We start from the raw sequence: 17,555 nt of genomic DNA on the forward strand, positions 1-17,555 counted from the left end.
TATTTCTACATCCTAGTATATCTTTAACTTAACTAGCTCCAGAGGTGTAACATGAAAAACCCGATAGAATGGCATAGTTACCACACCGAAGAAGTATTAAAGCAGCTCACAGCTAATCAAACTGTGGGTTTGAGTGATGGTGAAGTAGTAGAACGTAGGCAAAAGCATGGTGCTAACTCACTGACCAAACATACTGGAGATGGCCCATTCAAACGATTTGTACTGCAGTTTCATCAACCTCTAGTTTATATCCTGCTCGCTGCAGTTGCGGTGACTTTGGCGTTGCAAGAATGGGTTGATGCCGCAGTAATATTTGCCGTGGTCTTGTTAAATGCAATTATTGGGTTTATTCAGGAGTCAAAAGCGATTAAAGCAATAAACGCACTGTCTGGCAGTATTAAGTCGTTTGCAACAGTATTACGTGATGGTAAAAAGCACTCCATCCCTGCTGAGGAGCTAGTACCTGGTGATATTGTGTTGTTGCATGCCGGTGACAAGGTTTGTGCGGATATACGGTTAGTTAAGGTAAAGGACTTGCAAGTAGATGAATCTGCACTCACAGGAGAGTCTGTGCCTGTGCAAAAAATTACCGAAAAACTAGATAAAGAAACACTACTCGGGGATCGTCAGAATATGGCATTTTCCTCGACATTGGTGGTCTATGGCAGCGGAATAGGGGTTGTCACTAGTACAGGCGATGATACAGAAATCGGTAAAATATCGGAGTTAATTGCGACAACACCGACCCTAGATACCCCATTGACCAAACGTATCAAGCAGTTTAGCCATGTTTTACTCTATGCAATTGTCATTTTGGCGGCTTTAACATTGGTCATAGGTTACCTTCACGGTCAGCCATTGTTAACCTCTTTTATGGCCGCTGTTGCCCTTGCAGTAGGTGCTATTCCTGAAGGATTGCCTGCGGCTGTCACTATCATGCTGGCGATTGGGGTATCGAGAATGGCCAAGCGTCGAGCTGTCATCCGTAATTTACCAGCAGTGGAAACGTTAGGAAGCACAACTATTATTTGTTCGGATAAAACAGGCACTCTGACTAAAAACGAAATGACAGTTGAGCAAATTTACGCAGGTTCTGAGCATTTTTCCGTTAGCGGTAATGGCTATAATCCTGCTGGTGTTATTTCTAGAGATAATCAAGAAGCAATTGAGTCTGGCGAGATGGGAGAGGCTGCGTTATACAAAATGTTAAGAGCCGGGGTTTTGTGTAACGATGCGCAGTTAATTGCGCCGGTGTCAGAGCGAGAGCAATGGAAAATTAATGGAGATCCCACCGAGGCTGCATTACTGGTGTCTGGTCTTAAGGCAGGTTTGACAGGTGAGTCATTGGGAGCGTTACGTAGCGACAGTATTCCATTCCAATCTGAATATCAATATATGGCAACTTTGGATAGAGTTGCTAGTGATACTTTGATTCACATTAAGGGTTCAATTGAGAGCATCTTGCCGAAGTGTAACAGTATGCTTAATCGTGTCGGTGAGTCCGTGCCGATAGATATTGATGATATTAAGTTGCAGGCGGAGAAGCTAGCGAGTAGAGGGTTGAGAGTGCTTGCGTTTGCTTCTAAGAATTGTACTACGGAGAAGCAAACGTTATCTCATGAAGATGTTGCTGAGGGACTAGAGTTTTTAGGCTTACAGGCGATGATTGATCCCCCTAGACCTGAGGCAATAGAAGCCGTAGCCGCGTGTCATAAAGCAGGTATTCGAGTCAAAATGATCACCGGTGACCATGCGTTAACGGCGACTAGCATAGCGCGTCAGCTTGGAATTTTGACATCTGACAGTGATAACAAAACCATCACTGGTTACGAGTTGTCGGGAATGTCAGAACAAGATTTTACCCATGTTTCTGAAAATTATGACGTATTTGCAAGAGTGACGCCCGAAAATAAACTACAGTTAGTACAGTCATTGCAATCTGGCGGTCAAGTGGTGGCTATGACCGGAGATGGGGTGAATGATGCGCCAGCGTTAAGGCGAGCCGACATTGGGGTGGCGATGGCCCTAAATGGTACAGAGGTGGCGCGAGATGCATCAGACATGATGTTAACTGACGACAACTTTGCGACAGTGAGAGCAGCGGTTGAAGAAGGCAGAGGTGTATTTGATAACCTTAAAAAGTTTATTGTCTGGACCTTGCCTACTAATGGTGGAGAAGGTTTGGTCATCTTGCTTGCAGTGTTGTTGGGAGTGTCGTTGCCACTACTACCCGTTCATATTTTGTGGGTCAATATGACGACAGCTATTTTTCTTGGCTTGATGCTCGCCTTTGAGCCAAAAGAGCAGGGAATCATGGAAAGACCACCTTACGATCCAGCTGCTCCGATAATAGATAGGATATTAGCGTGGCGTATCTTGCTTGTCTCCTCGTTACTCTGTGTCATGGCATTTGGTTTATATGAACTGGAGCTATATTGGGGGGCGTCTGAGGCGCAAGCTAGAACAGTCGCTGTTGCTATGTTCGTGGTCGGTGAAGCTTTTTATTTATTTAATTGCCGCTCATTACATCGCTCGGTGTTCTCAATTGGATTGTTTTCTAACATCTGGGTTTGGGTAGGTATTGGCTCCATGATGTTACTGCAATTGCTATTTACCTACTCATCGTTAATGAACGAGTGGTTTCAAAGTGAGCCTATTGACCTGGGCTCTTGGCTTAGAGTCTTTATTTGTGGGTGGTTGATATCGCTTATTGTTGGTGCTGAAAAGTGGTATAGAAATAATACAGAAACCAAAATCAAAGCTAAACCAGAGACTCAGACACATGTGAGGAGAGAAGTATGAACCGAAGAGAGAAGTCTATTACGGCGAATTACACAAAAGCCATTGTTCGACTAGTTTTCTTCTCTCTTCTTTGGGTGCTACTGACCAATGGGGAGCTGAGCTCCTGGGTTATAGGCATTGTTGTGGTCCCGTTTGCAGCCTGGTTAAACCTGAGATTTTTTATTCCTCAACATCAGGTTGTTAGTGATAAAAAAGGAGAGACTAAAAGTTATTATTTTAGTCTCTTTAGACTACTACGCCTGCTCCCTTACTTTCTGATGAACTCACTAAAAGGTGGTATTCAAACATCCCGTTTAGCTTTTCGTCGCAAATCATTAACTACATCAGGTTTGGTACGCTACTCAGTTAACCTCCCTCAAGGGGAGGTAAGGCTTTGGTTTATTCACCTAATTAGCTTATTGCCGGGAACCCTCAGCGCTCGAATTGAGGGAGATGAGCTTGCTGTTCATATGCTTGAAGTAAGTAGCAATAACGTCAGAGATATTACGCAGTGTGAAGAAAAAATCGCTTTTCTTTTTGGTCTTGATAAAGATAAGGCAACATGGGGAAAATCAAAATGACAGTATATCTCGGCGTTGTAATTAGTATTCTGACGATAGTGTTGTTACTCGGACTACTAAGGTTGTGTGTTGGATCAACTCGGTTAGATCTCATTTCGTCATTACAACTCTTTGGTACGTTGGGTGTTGCTGTGATGATCTTACTCGCTGTTTATATGGATCAAAGTGCACTTTTTAATGTGGCGTTGGTGTTGGCGCTGTTAGCACCAACGACGACTGTTATTTTGGTCAGGTTGGGAGGAGTTACAGATGACGAACATTGAGTGGCTTTGTGTACTAATGATTGCACTTGGCACATTTTTTTTTCTTGCAGGAACTGTGGGATTATGGCGTTTTCCTGACGTGCTAAGTCGCCTTCATGCGTTAACTAAGGCGGATAACTTGGGTTTAGGCTTCATTATTGTGGGTGTCATTCCGTTAGTGACCGATGCAGTAGATGCTGTTCAACTCTTGGTTATTTGGTTTGCAGTGATGCTCTCGGGAGCAATTTCTTGCTATTTGCTAGCGAGCTCATCTGAAGAGGTTCAAGGTCAAGAAAAACTCAAAAATTCACGTGAAATTGAGCCTAGGAGTAAATCTGATGATTGAATATGCGCTCTTCATTGATCTAATGCTCGGTGTCGGTGCGGTTATCACAGCGATACTCTGCTTGGCTATCAGAGACTTATTTCAGTCAATATTGGTTTTTATGTGTATGGGGTTGCTAGTTACTTTAATTTGGGCTCGGCTTGGGGCATGGGACGTCGCAATTGCCGAAGCGGCTATTGGAGCTGGTCTGACGGGGGCACTATTACTCGCGACTCGCCGTCGGCTAATGCAACAAGATAAGAGCTAGATTACAGACTCGTCATCGCGTTGTCTTCAACAGTCTTACGTTGGTGAATTGGGGGGAATTATGTTTCATTCGATGACTTTACATAATGAAGAAGGGTCAAAGGAAAATAACTTTGGACTGGGAGTTTTTCTTGGCGGAGTGATATGTGTGTTTTGCTCGCTGATATTTTTCTCACTCCTTCAAGTACCAGTACCTTCAAGGCCTGTCGTGGAGCTTATTGAGCAAAACCTGGCAAGTAGCGGTGTTTCTAATCCGGTTACCGCAGTATTACTAAACTTTAGAAGTTTAGACACACTTTTAGAGATTGCGGTGCTGTTAATAGTTGCATTAGCTGTTATGCCGAATAAGTTAGATTCCACTAGTCAAGGTTTTATTACACATGTAAAAAATCCACATAGGAATGATGTGCTGGAAGCATTTCTAAGATGGTTGTTGCCGAGTATTGTTGTAACCGCAGGGTATTTGCTGTGGACAGGAGCTAGCTTACCCGGTGGCGCTTTTCAAGCGGGCGCATTATTGGCTGGCGCCGGGATATTATTGTTACTAACAGGAAGTTATCGTGTAGATTTTAGCTGCGATATTGCTCAAAAAATGATGGTCGTTGGATTAGTCATATTTTTGATAGTGGGAGTTGGTGTTGCAACAAACTCCAAAACAATACTCGACTTTCCAGATAAATACGCTGGGGCTTTAATACTCGTTATAGAAGTCGCAGCGACATTGTCTATTGCGATGATTTTAGTGCTTTTATACCACAGCCTGACCAACTCTGAGTCCGATAAATACGCACCCTATAACGTTGATAGGATAGAAAAAGAGGAATAATGATAATGGAGGGTTCACTTTATACTGCAATTGGTATCGCGATGTTTGGGATTGGGTTGTTTGGTGTCGTAGCCCTTGCACAGGCCATGAAAAAAATATTAGCCGTAAATATTTGTGGTGTGGGTATTTTTATGATTTTTATTGCAAATTCAACAGCTGTAAATGGCAGTGTTGATTATGTGCCCCATGCCATCGTACTTACAGGGATCGTTGTTGCCGTAGCAGGAACGGCTTTAGCCTTATCCTTAGTTTGTAGAATCTACGACAAGACTAAACAACAGGTTGGAAAGTAAATATGCACAGTACAGCCGAGTTAATTATTCCAGCATTAATTCTAATACCATTAGTAGCATCGATACTTTCTATGCTTTTTACCACCCGGTCTGTACAGTTAGTAATCAGCTTTCTGGCAGCTTTAGGACTATGCGTTGTTGTTCAGCAATTGTACCTTGGTCTCAATGTTGACTCGAGCACATTGAAGTATGAAGTTGGTGGTTGGGCTGCTCCATTAGGAATTGGCTTTTTGATAGATGGTTTATCAATGTTGATGATTATTCTCAGCACCTTTTTGATCAGCGTACTATCATTTTATGCGGCTTTTTATTTTAACAATAAACCTGTAGCTCAACGCTTCTGGCCTTTATGGTGGTTGTTAGTTACAGGACTGAATGCATTATTTATATCGTCAGATATTTTCAATATTTATGTCACGCTCGAAATTATAGGTCTTGCTTCCGTTGCTTTAGTTGCGTTAAACGACAGCAAGGAAGGTCTAATCGCTGCGCTTCGTTATTTACTCGTAGGTTTGCTTGGCTCATTACTCTACCTAGCTGGAGTCGCTTTGTTATATCACAGCTATGGCACCTTATCACTTTTATCTTTGGCTGAGCAGGTAGAGGTAAATCTGCTGAATCTAATGGTGCTAATCCTAATTTCATTGGGACTGGCACTAAAAACTGCGATTGTCCCCCTTCATTTTTGGTTGCCCTATGCTCATGGTAGTGCTCCGGCGCCAGTGAGCGCTATTCTCTCAGCTCTGGTAGTGAAGGCATCTTTTTATTTACTTGTACGGTTCTGGATGGAGATTTTATCTCCGGTTGTCTCAAACTCAGCGTTGATGTTGATGGGGGGATTAGGGGCTGGGGCGGTGTTGTGGGGTTGTGTAAAAGCCCTAAGAGCTGAGCGCCTGAAAATAATGATTGCTTATTCCACAGTGGCTCAAATTGGGTATTTATTTCTACTTTTTCCTCTTTTGACTAGCGCTGATCCTGAGATCGACTCTTCGGAACTACGCCAGCATACTTTAACCGCAATTAGCTATTTTATCGTTGCGCATGCCTGTGCCAAAGCTGCAATGTTTATTGCTGCTGGAAATATCATTAAGACACTTGGGCATGACAATATCGCCCAGCTACAAGGTATGGCTAAATACATGCCTGTGAGCTTGTTTACCTTTGCCATCGCTGGAGCTAGCCTAATTGGATTACCACCAAGTGCGGGTTTTATTGCTAAATGGCTTCTACTTAACGCTGCCGTGGACACTGCCCAATGGTGGTGGGTAATTGTTGTTATAACGGGGGGACTGCTTGCGGCGTTAGCAATATTTCGAGTGCTTGATTTAGCATTTATTAAACCCGAAAGTAGTACCTTGGCTTTTGATAAAAATAAGAGTATTTATAAACTTAGTCCCTTTATGCCTTATGCTGGACTATTTTTAGCATTGTGTACAGTTGCTTTGGGCTTTAATGCTGAGGTAATCATTAATCTTGTATCGTTAGGAGGTAGAGAATGACATGGCAATCGGCTTTACCTACAATGATCCTGTTAAGTGCATTGTTATCTGGCATCGCAATATTTTTTGTAAGTGAAGCAAAACCAAAACTGCGAAAAGCACTCAACTTTACTGGAGCAGGGACTTGTATTGTTCTGATCGTATTATTAATTGCAGGCGTTTACCAAGGGCAAGTTTTTGAAGCGCGTTTTCCTTTACTCCCTGATATAGATTTGGTCTTGCATGCGGATGCACTTTCTTTGCTATTTGTTGCCCTTTCAGGCTTCCTTTGGCTATTAACAACCATATACGCAATTGGTTACTTAGAAGACTCGCCAAATAGGAGCCGATTTTTTGGCTTCTTTAGCTTGTGTGTATTTGCGACCATAGGAATTGCGTTGGCTGGCAACCTCATCACGTTTCTTATTTTTTACGAACTACTGACATTAACGACATACCCCTTGGTTGTTCATAAAGGAAATTCAGCATCTTTGGCTGCTGGTAGAAAATACCTGATCTACACAATGCTAGGTGGTGCTAGTTTTCTAATCGGGGTTGTTTGGCTCAAGTCTCTTGCGGGTCCTTTGGATTTTACCGCTACTGGTTTACTCGCAGCAATGCCCGAGTTGGACCCGAATAGCCTAAAAGTTATTTTTGTGCTTATCGTACTAGGGCTAGGGGTAAAGGCGGCATTGGTTCCTTTTCATGGTTGGTTGCCTTCAGCGATGGCAGCGCCTGCACCTGTTAGTGCATTGTTACACGCTGTAGCTGTGGTGAAAGCAGGGGCTTTTGGTATTGTCAGGGTGGTGTATGATGTTTATGGCGTTGAGTTTGCGAGAGATTTAGGATTAACCATGCTACTCGCCATACTGGCCTCTATCACAATCATATATGGCTCAACGCGGGCGCTGTTTCAAAATGATCTTAAAAAGCGTCTAGCCTATTCTACAGTCAGCCAAGTTTCATATATCGCGTTGGGTACTGCGATTGCTGGCCCGATTGCAACCATTGGAGGGATTGCTCATTTGGTTCATCAAGGCCTGATGAAAATTACAATGTTCTTTTGTGCAGGCTCAATTGCTGAGACATTAGGCGTTACCAAAGTTGACCAGATGGCTGGTATCGGCAAAAGAATGCCGCTTACTATGATTGCCTTTAGTTTGGCGGTACTGGGTATGATTGGTATACCTCCTGCGGCGGGATTTGTATCAAAGTGGTATTTAGGCACAGGGGCTTTGGAAAGTGGTTATTTTTGGGTATTAGGTGTGCTAATTCTCAGTAGCCTACTTAATGCTATGTATTTTTTACCAATACTATATTCAGCCTGGTTTAAAGACCAAAAAGACGAATGGCCATCGGAAAAGCCTAAAATGCGATTTGAAGCACACTGGATGCTGGTTTTACCACCTTTGTTGACTGCAATGTTAGCCTTAGCTGCTGGGCTTTTTGCTGATGCACAATTTAGCCCTATTAATTGGGTTAAGTTGATTGCTGCGAGAGAATATGGTGAGGAATTCACAACCATTATCAATATCGGAGTTCAGCAAATTCCTGCAATGTGGTTAACCATTATTTTGCCATTAGTCTGCTGTTTATTTGTCATGAACCACAGGATAAGAAACTATCTGCACTGGTTACCCGCCGGTGTGTCCGCGATTGCATTGCTTATGTATGTTTTATCACCTCAAGGATCAAACTTAACTCCATGGTTGTTTTTCGGTAGTGTGTTAACGCTAAACGAAGTTACTTCACCATTTTTCTTGTTGGCAGCGGTACTATGGCTTGCAGCATCTATTTATGCGGTAGACTTCATCAGGAGTGATGACAACAAAGAGCGATTTTGTTTGTTCTTCTTATTGTCAATGAGTGGTAATTTTGGTCTCGTTCTTTCTCAAGATATGTCTGGATTCATTAGCTTCTTCACTGTGATGAGTTTGGCATCATATGGTTTAGTCATCCATTACGGCACGCCACAGGCTATTAAAGCTGGCAAGTCCTATATCCAATGGGCTATTTTTGGTGAACTACTATTATTTACTGCTTTTGCAGGTTTAGCATATAGTGCTCTTCAAACCGCGGAGGGAGCGGCATTAGTAAGCCACCCCTCTTGGGTAATTGTTTTGTTACTTGTTGGGTTTGGTATAAAAGCAGGTATGTTCGCTTTTCATGTGTGGTTACCTCAGGCTCATCCTGTTGCGCCCGTAGCGGCTAGTGCATTGCTAAGTGGTATTATGGTTAAGGCGGGCCTGCTTGGCTGGATTAAATTCATCCCCTTTGGAACTTCGGCATTCGTTGAATTAGGCTCATTAATGATAATGATTGGTCTTTTTTCGGCATTTTATGGCGTCTTTATTGGATTTACTCAACACGATTTAAAGACCTTGCTAGCTTATTCTACTATTAGTCAAATGGGGATAGTCATAGCCGCTGTGGGAGGTGGCTTAACATATCCTGAGATTTGGCCTGTACTGTTACCTGTAATTGTTTTATATGCGATGCATCATGGTATGGCCAAAGCTGCACTCTTTATGGCAGCAGGGGCAGCTGATAAGTTGCCATGGCAACGACATAAGTGGTTATGTTGGATTGCTATTTGTGTGCCAGCGGCTGCACTTGCTGGTTTGCCTTTCACTACTGGTGCGCTGAGTAAATTCGCTCTAAAGGATGCGCTGCAGCATGATATATTTATAAATAGCCTATTGCCGTTTACAACACTTGGAACAAGTCTGCTAATGCTGAGGTTTTTATACTTAGTAGACCTTAAACGCGTGAACTCTGTATCTAAGACCGTCCTTAAGAGCACCCAAGCCGCTTCGTATATAGGATTAATAATCGTGTCTTTTGTGTTGATCTTTACACTTTTTTCTTCAAAACAGAGCTTCGAAGGGCCGCTAGCAATCGAGAAGATTTGGGATAGTACTTGGCCTATATTAATCGCTGGACTCTTATTTTTCTTTTTGCGAAAAGCCTCCGTTTACCTTGAAGCTGTTCCGGCAGGGGATATTGGACTTGCCTACAGTGAAGTTGCACGTTATGTAACGAAAGGAACCAATGTCCTTTGCAAAGAAGCACACTTTGTCGCTCAAGAATTGCTATCTGTAGTCCAGCTTTCGTTAGTGCGACAGTGCAACAGGGGAAAGTTGACTCTAGCCAAAATAAATAGAGCGCTTGTTACCGTGCTCAGCCCGGGTTTTGTAATAATTATCTTATTGTTGGCTTTTGTGGCCGTTGGGCTCTATGACTCTGGAATTTATCAACGCTGAGTATTTTTGTAACCAAAACCTATAGGGTATTATATTGGCAATTTTATTATCCTGCACTTGAGGTGGTTATGTGCGAGCTTTTGGGGATGTCGGCGAACGTACCGACAGATATTTGTTTTAGCTTTTCTGGGTTATTGGAGCGCGGTGGCAATACGGGCCCTCATAAAGATGGCTGGGGTATCACCTTTTACGAAGGGAAAGGATGTAGAACCTTTAAAGATCCAGAGCCGAGCTGTCAGTCAGAAATTGCTAAACTGGTCAAAGCGTATCCGATTAAAAGTGTGTCCGTAATAAGCCATATTCGACAGGGAAATAGGGGGCGGACTTGTCTTGAAAATACTCATCCATTTACGCGAGAATTATGGGGTAGGGAGATCACTTACGCTCACAATGGTCAGCTTTCAGACTATAAAGACCTAAAAACTGACTTTTACCGACCCGTTGGAAACACTGACAGTGAGCTAGCCTTTTGTTGGATTTTGGACAAAGTACGAGAGAAATACCCAAGTCGTCCGTCAAACATGGTCTCAGTTTTTAGGTACATCGCAAAGTTAGCACATACTTTGAGAGATAAAGGAGTGTTCAACATGTTGATCACTGATGGCATTTATGTGTTGGCGTATTGTACTAATAACCTGCATTGGATAACCCGTAGAGCCCCATTTGGTAAGGCCACATTAATCGATGCTGATATGGTGGTGGATTTTCAAAAGGAAACCACACCAGATGATGTCGTTACAGTGATCGCAACTCGGCCGCTTACTAACGATGAGCAATGGCAAAAGCTTGAGCCTGGTGAATTTGCTTTATTTAAGTTGGGCGAAAAAGTCTAAGGCCACAATACTTAGATAGGGCATTTTTTAAATTACTTCTAGTTGCTCTCTATTGAGGGGAGCGCGAATAGTGGAATTGCTATAACAGTACTCTGCAACCACAATGTACATAATGTAAAACGCTGAAAGTTGATATACCTAGATTAGGTATCACTGAGTAAATCAGCGTTTCTTGTTCTCGCTATACATAGCCTATATTTGGATATTCAATTCCACACTTAACTACTGTCAAAGTTTCCAGTTCAAATAGACAAGATCATTTAAACGCCAAGTCAGAATACTACTCTTTGCGGTTTTGGTCATTTGATGCAAGCAACTCCAGCATATTGAACTGCCGCAATACAACCGTGATATTGTGATATGAGACAATGAAGTGCGCAGTGGATTGTGTCAGAGTTATTGCTGCTAAGTTTGACATTCAACCCAGTTAAAAAAACGCACGTATAAGAAACTTTAGATGGTTATAATTTGGTCATTTTAAAAAGTTAGACTAAATTTATAAGAAAGGTTGACACCGGTGTCAGCTTTATGCGTAAATATAGTGACACCGGTGTCAGGTTGAGGTGAGAGACAACCTGATAGCGTACCTTTGAACGGGTAAATCAAAGCAGCTCTGTACAAGGATTGCCACGAATGCTGGTAATCGTGCAGAGCCTTTTTCCTCTAACACTAGAGAGTCAGTAATATGTTGCATCCACGAATTCAGGAAGTCACCGAACGCGTCATTGAGCGAAGCAAAGCAACACGTCAAGCCTATTTAGCTCGAATCCAACAAGCAAAAAAACAAACGCGCGTACGAGCGGGACTGGGCTGTGGAAACCTAGCACACGTAATGGCTGCTTGCTCAAGCAGTGACAAAGCACGTCTGAAGGAAGACGAACAACCAAATTTAGCAATTATCAATTCGTACAATGACATGTTGTCGGCGCACGAACCATATAAAGAATATCCAGATTTAATTAAAGCAGTGGCAAATAAGTTTGACGCGACTGCACAAGTCGCAGGCGGTGTACCTGCAATGTGTGACGGGGTGACCCAAGGCCGCGATGGCATGGAACTATCTTTGTTTTCTCGAGATGTCATTGCCATGTCAACAGCGGTGGCGTTGTCACATGATGTCTTCGATGGGGTTTTCTGTCTTGGTGTCTGTGACAAAATCGTCCCAGGACTATTAATCGGTGCTTTGTCTTTTGGTCATTTGCCCATTTTCTTTTTACCCGCAGGTCCAATGCAATCAGGGATCCCGAACAAAGAAAAGGCGCGCATTCGTCAAAAGTTTGCACAGGGCTTAGTCAGCCGCGAAGAGTTACTGGAAGCTGAGAGTGCTTCATACCACAGTGCAGGTACTTGTACTTTCTACGGTACGGCGAACTCGAACCAGATGCTAATGGAGATCATGGGTCTTCATTTACCAGGTAGCTCGTTTATCAATCCATACACAGAATTAAGAGATGGCTTAACGGCGAGTGCGGTTGAGACCATGCTAACTCAGCTACTTGACGGTAAAAGCGGCAATGCACTTGCGGATATCGTGAGTGAAAAAACCGTTATTAATGGCTTAGTTGGTCTGTTGTCTACTGGTGGTTCTACCAATCATGCTATTCACTTAGTCGCAATGGCAAAAGCGGCGGGTGTTCAAATCACTTGGAAAGACATGGCGGATTTGTCTGAAGTGGTACCGCTGTTAACGCGTATCTATCCAAATGGCCATGCCGATGTAAACCACTTTCAAGCGGCTGGTGGCATGGGGTTCTTAATGCGTGAATTAAGAGATGGCGGCTTCTTACACAATGACGTAAAAACGATTGTGGGTGCGGGGCTTGATGCTTACACGATGGAACCACTACTGGATATCAACAGCAATGTGATCATCAGCGATAATCAAGGCCCTGCCAAAGTGAAATGGGTACCGGTACCTGAGAACTCACTGGATGAAGAAGTGCTTCGCCCAGTCGCAAATCCATTTAACAAGCAAGGCGGCTTGCAATTACTTAATGGTAATTTGGGTAAAGCGGTGATTAAAGTGTCTGCGGTACAAGAGCAGCATCAAACTGTGACTGCACCGGCGAAGGTATTCAGTTCTCAAGGTGAATTACAAGAAGCCTTTGCTGCTGGCAAGCTTAACCAAGACTTTATTGCCGTGATTAAAGAACAAGGCCCTAAAGCGAAAGGTATGCCTGAGTTACATAAACTGACACCTGTTATGGCTACATTACAAGACCAAGGCTTTAAAGTGGCGATTGTCACAGATGGTCGTATGTCAGGTGCTTCGGGTAAAGTACCTGCGGCGATCCACCTTGCGCCGGAAGCGGTTGAAGGTGGTGCAATTGCAAAAGTGCACGAAGGTGACTTGATCACCCTAAATGCACCTAAAGGCGAATTAGTGTTACACGTATCTGATGAAGAAATGGCACAGCGCGAATTACAGCTTTCACCGCAATCTCAAACATTTGGAACAGGTCGAGAGCTATTCTCAGGATTTAGACACGTAGTGAGCAGTGCAGATCAAGGCGCATGCTCATTTGGCATTGAAGAATAATAACAGTGGGAATGAGGGTGAGCATGAGTATTAAAGAGATATTGTCAGCAGCACCAGTGGTTCCGGTTATCGTTATTGATAACCTAGAAGACGCGGTGCCGCTTGCTACGGCATTGTTTAATGGTGGCTTAAAAGCACTTGAAGTTACACTTCGTACACCGGTGGCAGCGCAAGCGGTAAAAGACATTAAAGCGGCTTTACCAGACGCCTATGTTGGTACTGGTACGGTAGTGGATAAGGCAACCTTTAATGCCTCAGTAGAAGCTGGCGCTGACTTTATGGTAAGTCCAGGTGTCAATGATGAATTATTGGAACTGGCTAAGTCGTCAAGTATTCCATTTCTTCCGGGTGCTGCAACGCCAAGCGAAGTGATGAAGCTTGCAAGTCATGGCTTTGAATTCTTAAAGTTTTTCCCAGCAGAAGCTGCAGGTGGTGCACCAATGCTTAAATCCATTGGCGGACCAATTCCACAAGTAAAATTCTGTCCAACGGGTGGTATTTCGTTGGCAACTGCACCTAAGTATCTTGCACTCGACAATGTGGTATGTGTGGGCGGTACTTGGATGCTTGATAAAGCACTTATCGCAAACAAAGACTGGCAAGCCATTGAAGCGCTTGCGAAACAAGCAAGTGAAGTAAAATAGATTAGGGGACAGTTATCATGATTAATATTGCAATTAATGGCTATGGACGTATCGGTCGTAACGTACTTCGTGCACTGTACGAGTCGGGCCAGAATAAAGACATCAAAGTCGTTGCCATCAACGATCTCGCACCTGCAAACGTAAACGCGCATTTGACTCAATTTGACTCTGTACATGGTCGCTTTCAAGAGCAGGTTGTTCTGAGCGACAACACACTCGTTATTGGCGGTGACGAAATCACGCTAACGCAAGAGCGTGACCCTGCAAATCTTCCTTGGAAAGCGCTAAACGTTGATATCGTACTTGAATGTACTGGGCTGTTCACCTCTCGCGAAGCTGCGGCTAAACACATTGAAGCCGGTGCGAAAAAAGTGATTGTATCTGCGCCGGGCACAGATATGGATGCAACGGTTGTTCATGGCGTTAACAGCGAAGTACTAAATGCTGAATCAACTATTATCTCTAACGCATCTTGTACCACAAACTGTCTTGCGCCTATTGCAAAAGTTTTGAATGACACTATTGGTATTGAGCAAGGTAGCATGACAACTATTCATGCGTACACGAACGACCAGAACTTGTCCGATGTATACCACAAAGATTTGTACCGTGCTCGAAGCGCAACACAATCGATGATCCCAACAAAAACAGGCGCAGCAAAAGCGGTTGGCTTAGTGCTTCCTGAACTTGCGGGTAAATTAGATGGTATGGCGGTTCGTGTGCCAACCATCAACGTATCACTGGTTGATTTAACGTTTGTTGCCAAGCGTGAGACTTCAAAAGAAGAAGTGAATGCAGCAATCAAAGCAGCTGCTGAGGGCGCGATGAGTGAAATCCTTGAATACAATGAATTACCCTTGGTTTCTATCGACTTCAACCATAACCCGGCTTCCTCAGTGTTTGACTCTACACAAACCAAAGTAGATGGAAAGCTGGTAAAAGTGATGGCTTGGTATGATAACGAGTGGGGCTTCTCTTGCCGCATGCTAGACCAAGTTAAAGCACTAGGTGCATTTTTATAATCAGGATTAATTTCTGACCAAAAGCTCTGCAGATCGCGGAGCTTTTTTGTTTTTGACGGAAAAATTGCCATTCTTCCTTATCAATTAGTATAAGTTCCTTGAGGATCGGCACCGTATATGGAAAAATTCACCACACAAACACCAATAACTCCAAACGAGGATTCAATTATGCGCATCATCTTGCTAGGCGCGCCGGGTGCAGGTAAAGGTACTCAAGCTCAATTTCTAATGGACAAATATGGGATCCCTCAGATCTCTACAGGCGACATGCTACGTGCTGCTATCAAAGAAGGGACTCCGCTGGGTCTTGAAGCGAAAAAAGTCATGGATGCAGGTCAGCTAGTATCTGATGAAATCATTATCGGCTTGGTAAAAGAGCGCATCGCAAAAGAAGATTGTGCAAATGGCTTCTTGCTTGATGGCTTCCCTCGCACAATTCCACAAGCAGATGCAATGAAAGAAAATGGCATCAAAGTTGACCATGTTATCGAATTTGACGTGGCAGATGAGATCATCGTTGAGCGTATGAGCGGTCGTCGCGTACACCCAGGTTCTGGTCGTGTTTACCACATCGTTTACAATCCGCCTAAAGTTGAAGGTAAAGATGACGTAACGGGTGAAGACCTAATCATTCGTGATGACGACACTGAAGAGACAGTACGTAAACGTCTAGCGATTTACCATGAGCAAACAAAACCTCTAGTAGATTACTATAGTGCGGAAGCAGACGCCGGTAACACGCAATATCACAAACTAGATGGTACACAAGCTGTTGATGCGGTAAGCAAGCAGTTAGGTGAACTATTGGGCTAATTCCCCATTAGCTGTACGTACTAAAAAAGGAGCATATCGTTGCTCCTTTTTTAGTATTGTGCAAAAGCCAAGGCATTACGTGCCATTGCTTTTTGATTTGTATAGAAGCTAAAAGTTGAAGTTCTGGCTTGCCATTCGACTTTTTACTTACCAAAATAACGCTTTAAACTGGTCCCATAACCCCAGTGATTCATTGGAAAAAACATCTATACCGAGCCAAGATTTAAGTAAATAGAGCAGCACAAAAAGAGTACCAAGTAGAATTAGCCCACAAATTAGCAAAGCAATTATAAACATTATTGCGGCGCTGACTCTTTCAGTTGAGCTCAACGTACGCCTATTTAATCCTCCGAGAAAAACAAAGTAAAAACTCCAAGGTAAAAACGGTAGTGCTAGTGTCGGCCTAAAGTCGATCTTATGATTATTCCATCCTCGAGTGTTTATCGCTTTTTGTAATGCTTTGCGTTGTTTATAGCTAAAGCTAGCGGCTACTTCAGGCTCCATTTTACGAAGTAATTGTTTTACATGTGTATAATTCGGTTCTGATTTTTTTACCGTCATCGAGTCTCCTTAGCCATTAAATACCTTGTTAGAGGACAAAGCTCATCATACTCATCGTTTGCATAGACAGAGTAGAGTGCTATACCGCTTCTTTTAATGCTAGCCCAATTTTAGGATGTAAATCAGACGTTTTTTCTTGCCTCAAAACAGGAATCTTAATTGAGGAAAGAGGTATTAAACGGTGCCGTAATTTACTTCCCCAAGTATTTATCCAAGTATTTCAGGTTAAAATATCGTATTTGTAATACGGCGATAAGCTAAGTTTAGTCCGATATATACAGTCTTCAATAGGATTACTTTTCCAACCAACGACTCTATGACTTAGTTACACAGAGAGTTCACAAAAAATAGATAAGACAAATGTGCTTTCAAATGGCCTGAGGCTTTGCTTTAAATCATAAATACGACTTCCATGGATTTTTAGAAGATAGAGTCAACGACTAAAAGAGTTACGCTTTTGTTGGCCGAAAAGTACGCAGAGTTACCATGGGTATCAGCGTCACAAGATAGCTCTTGATTGCTCGTGAAAGTTCGGAGCAAATGAAAGTACAGGTGGTGTGCAACGATAATATTTAAATAAAGGTGTTGATTTAAGAGAAGTTAGCGAAAAGATACTAAGTTCACAATGCTACGCAAAAGCGATCTGTCGAGAAGTATTAGGCTGTTAGCAATTGGCAGTTGCATTAGAAGAAATGATGTATGTTGCTTAATTTGGTTAAGTTAAGGTATCGCATTCATGGATGAATGCGAGATATCTACCTTCAATAACTTCACTCGCTATACTTTCCCTCATTATTTTTCCATTACTTTTAAGCAGTTAATACCAAATCAGAGCTTCACTTGAACATCTGGGTAAATAATAAACTTTAGTGTAGTTTGTGTCGGGTTAAACCTTTTAGATGGGCGGGAATTGGTAAAAGTTCTAGTTTCGGTTTGCAGGAGGGGTTTAGTTTAAAAGGTGGGATAGGGTTTTACATTTTGCCTTGTTTTGTTTTCATTTTAATTTCCTTTTTCTTACCTTTGACCCTTTAAATTGATCTTTCATTCGTCATCATATTGTTTACAACTGAGATGTTCCCGTATTAGT

The 17,555-nt window shown here is 42.9% G+C and carries 15 protein-coding genes; 14 read left to right on the plus strand and 1 reads right to left on the minus strand.

Going from position 1 to position 17,555, the window contains the following annotated elements; genetic code table 11:
* Positions 1-51 precede the first annotated feature (51 nt).
* The 14 genes from L1D50_RS12990 (at position 52) to adk (ending at position 15,907) form a co-directional block, all read left to right on the plus strand.
* Positions 52-2,802 carry a cation-transporting P-type ATPase gene (locus tag L1D50_RS12990; protein WP_239966181.1) on the plus strand — a complete coding sequence of 917 codons (2,751 nt, stop codon included), beginning with the start codon at positions 52-54 and terminating at the stop codon, positions 2,800-2,802.
* Positions 2,799-3,362, plus strand: coding sequence for a Na+/H+ antiporter subunit E (locus tag L1D50_RS12995; protein ID WP_239966182.1), 564 nt, complete (start codon positions 2,799-2,801; stop codon positions 3,360-3,362). Before L1D50_RS12990 ends, L1D50_RS12995 begins: the two co-directional genes overlap by 4 nt.
* A complete protein-coding gene (locus L1D50_RS13000; protein WP_128725365.1) occupies positions 3,359-3,625 on the plus strand; it encodes a monovalent cation/H+ antiporter complex subunit F in 267 nt (88 codons plus the stop codon). Before L1D50_RS12995 ends, L1D50_RS13000 begins: the two co-directional genes overlap by 4 nt.
* Positions 3,612-3,950 carry a monovalent cation/H(+) antiporter subunit G gene (locus L1D50_RS13005; RefSeq protein WP_138523727.1) on the plus strand — a complete coding sequence of 113 codons (339 nt, stop codon included), beginning with the start codon at positions 3,612-3,614 and terminating at the stop codon, positions 3,948-3,950. Before L1D50_RS13000 ends, L1D50_RS13005 begins: the two co-directional genes overlap by 14 nt.
* Positions 3,943-4,197 carry a DUF4040 domain-containing protein gene (locus tag L1D50_RS13010; protein ID WP_128725363.1) on the plus strand — a complete coding sequence of 85 codons (255 nt, stop codon included), beginning with the start codon at positions 3,943-3,945 and terminating at the stop codon, positions 4,195-4,197. Before L1D50_RS13005 ends, L1D50_RS13010 begins: the two co-directional genes overlap by 8 nt.
* 60 nt (positions 4,198-4,257) lie before the next feature.
* A complete protein-coding gene (mbhE, locus tag L1D50_RS13015; protein ID WP_128725362.1) occupies positions 4,258-5,022 on the plus strand; it encodes a hydrogen gas-evolving membrane-bound hydrogenase subunit E in 765 nt (254 codons plus the stop codon).
* Between the two features lie 5 nt (positions 5,023-5,027).
* Positions 5,028-5,315 (plus strand): NADH-quinone oxidoreductase subunit K, encoded by a 288-nt coding sequence (locus L1D50_RS13020; RefSeq protein WP_235956556.1) that lies wholly within the window; start codon positions 5,028-5,030, stop codon positions 5,313-5,315.
* Between the two features lie 2 nt (positions 5,316-5,317).
* Positions 5,318-6,814, plus strand: a complete 1,497-nt coding sequence (locus tag L1D50_RS13025) for a proton-conducting transporter membrane subunit (protein ID WP_128725360.1) — start codon at positions 5,318-5,320, stop codon at positions 6,812-6,814.
* Positions 6,811-10,056, plus strand: a complete 3,246-nt coding sequence (locus tag L1D50_RS13030) for a proton-conducting transporter membrane subunit (RefSeq protein WP_239966183.1) — start codon at positions 6,811-6,813, stop codon at positions 10,054-10,056. The genes L1D50_RS13025 and L1D50_RS13030 overlap by 4 nt, the downstream gene beginning before the upstream one ends.
* A 68-nt stretch (positions 10,057-10,124) precedes the next feature.
* Positions 10,125-10,889 (plus strand): class II glutamine amidotransferase, encoded by a 765-nt coding sequence (locus L1D50_RS13035; protein ID WP_010605063.1) that lies wholly within the window; start codon positions 10,125-10,127, stop codon positions 10,887-10,889.
* Between the two features lie 685 nt (positions 10,890-11,574).
* Complete coding sequence (gene edd / locus L1D50_RS13040) at positions 11,575-13,428, plus strand: phosphogluconate dehydratase (protein WP_128725357.1); 1,854 nt, start codon at positions 11,575-11,577, stop codon at positions 13,426-13,428.
* Positions 13,429-13,451: 23 nt separating this feature from the next.
* Complete coding sequence (locus L1D50_RS13045; RefSeq protein WP_010378022.1) at positions 13,452-14,072, plus strand: bifunctional 4-hydroxy-2-oxoglutarate aldolase/2-dehydro-3-deoxy-phosphogluconate aldolase; 621 nt, start codon at positions 13,452-13,454, stop codon at positions 14,070-14,072.
* Between the two features lie 17 nt (positions 14,073-14,089).
* Positions 14,090-15,094 (plus strand): type I glyceraldehyde-3-phosphate dehydrogenase, encoded by a 1,005-nt coding sequence (gene gap / locus L1D50_RS13050; RefSeq protein ID WP_128725356.1) that lies wholly within the window; start codon positions 14,090-14,092, stop codon positions 15,092-15,094.
* A 168-nt stretch (positions 15,095-15,262) separates the two neighbouring features.
* The gene (gene adk, locus L1D50_RS13055; protein WP_010378026.1) at positions 15,263-15,907 is read left to right on the plus strand and encodes an adenylate kinase; all 645 of its coding nucleotides are present in this window, start codon (positions 15,263-15,265) and stop codon (positions 15,905-15,907) included.
* Between the two features lie 147 nt (positions 15,908-16,054).
* Here adk and L1D50_RS13060 read toward each other — a convergent pair whose 3' ends face one another.
* Complete coding sequence (locus L1D50_RS13060) at positions 16,055-16,468, minus strand: hypothetical protein (RefSeq protein WP_128725355.1); 414 nt, start codon at positions 16,466-16,468, stop codon at positions 16,055-16,057.
* Positions 16,469-17,555 lie beyond the last annotated feature (1,087 nt).

Origin of the sequence: Pseudoalteromonas sp. Isolate6 (assembly GCF_022398435.1) — a bacterium.
In the GTDB taxonomy this organism is placed as follows: Bacteria; Pseudomonadota; Gammaproteobacteria; order Enterobacterales; family Alteromonadaceae; genus Pseudoalteromonas; species Pseudoalteromonas galatheae.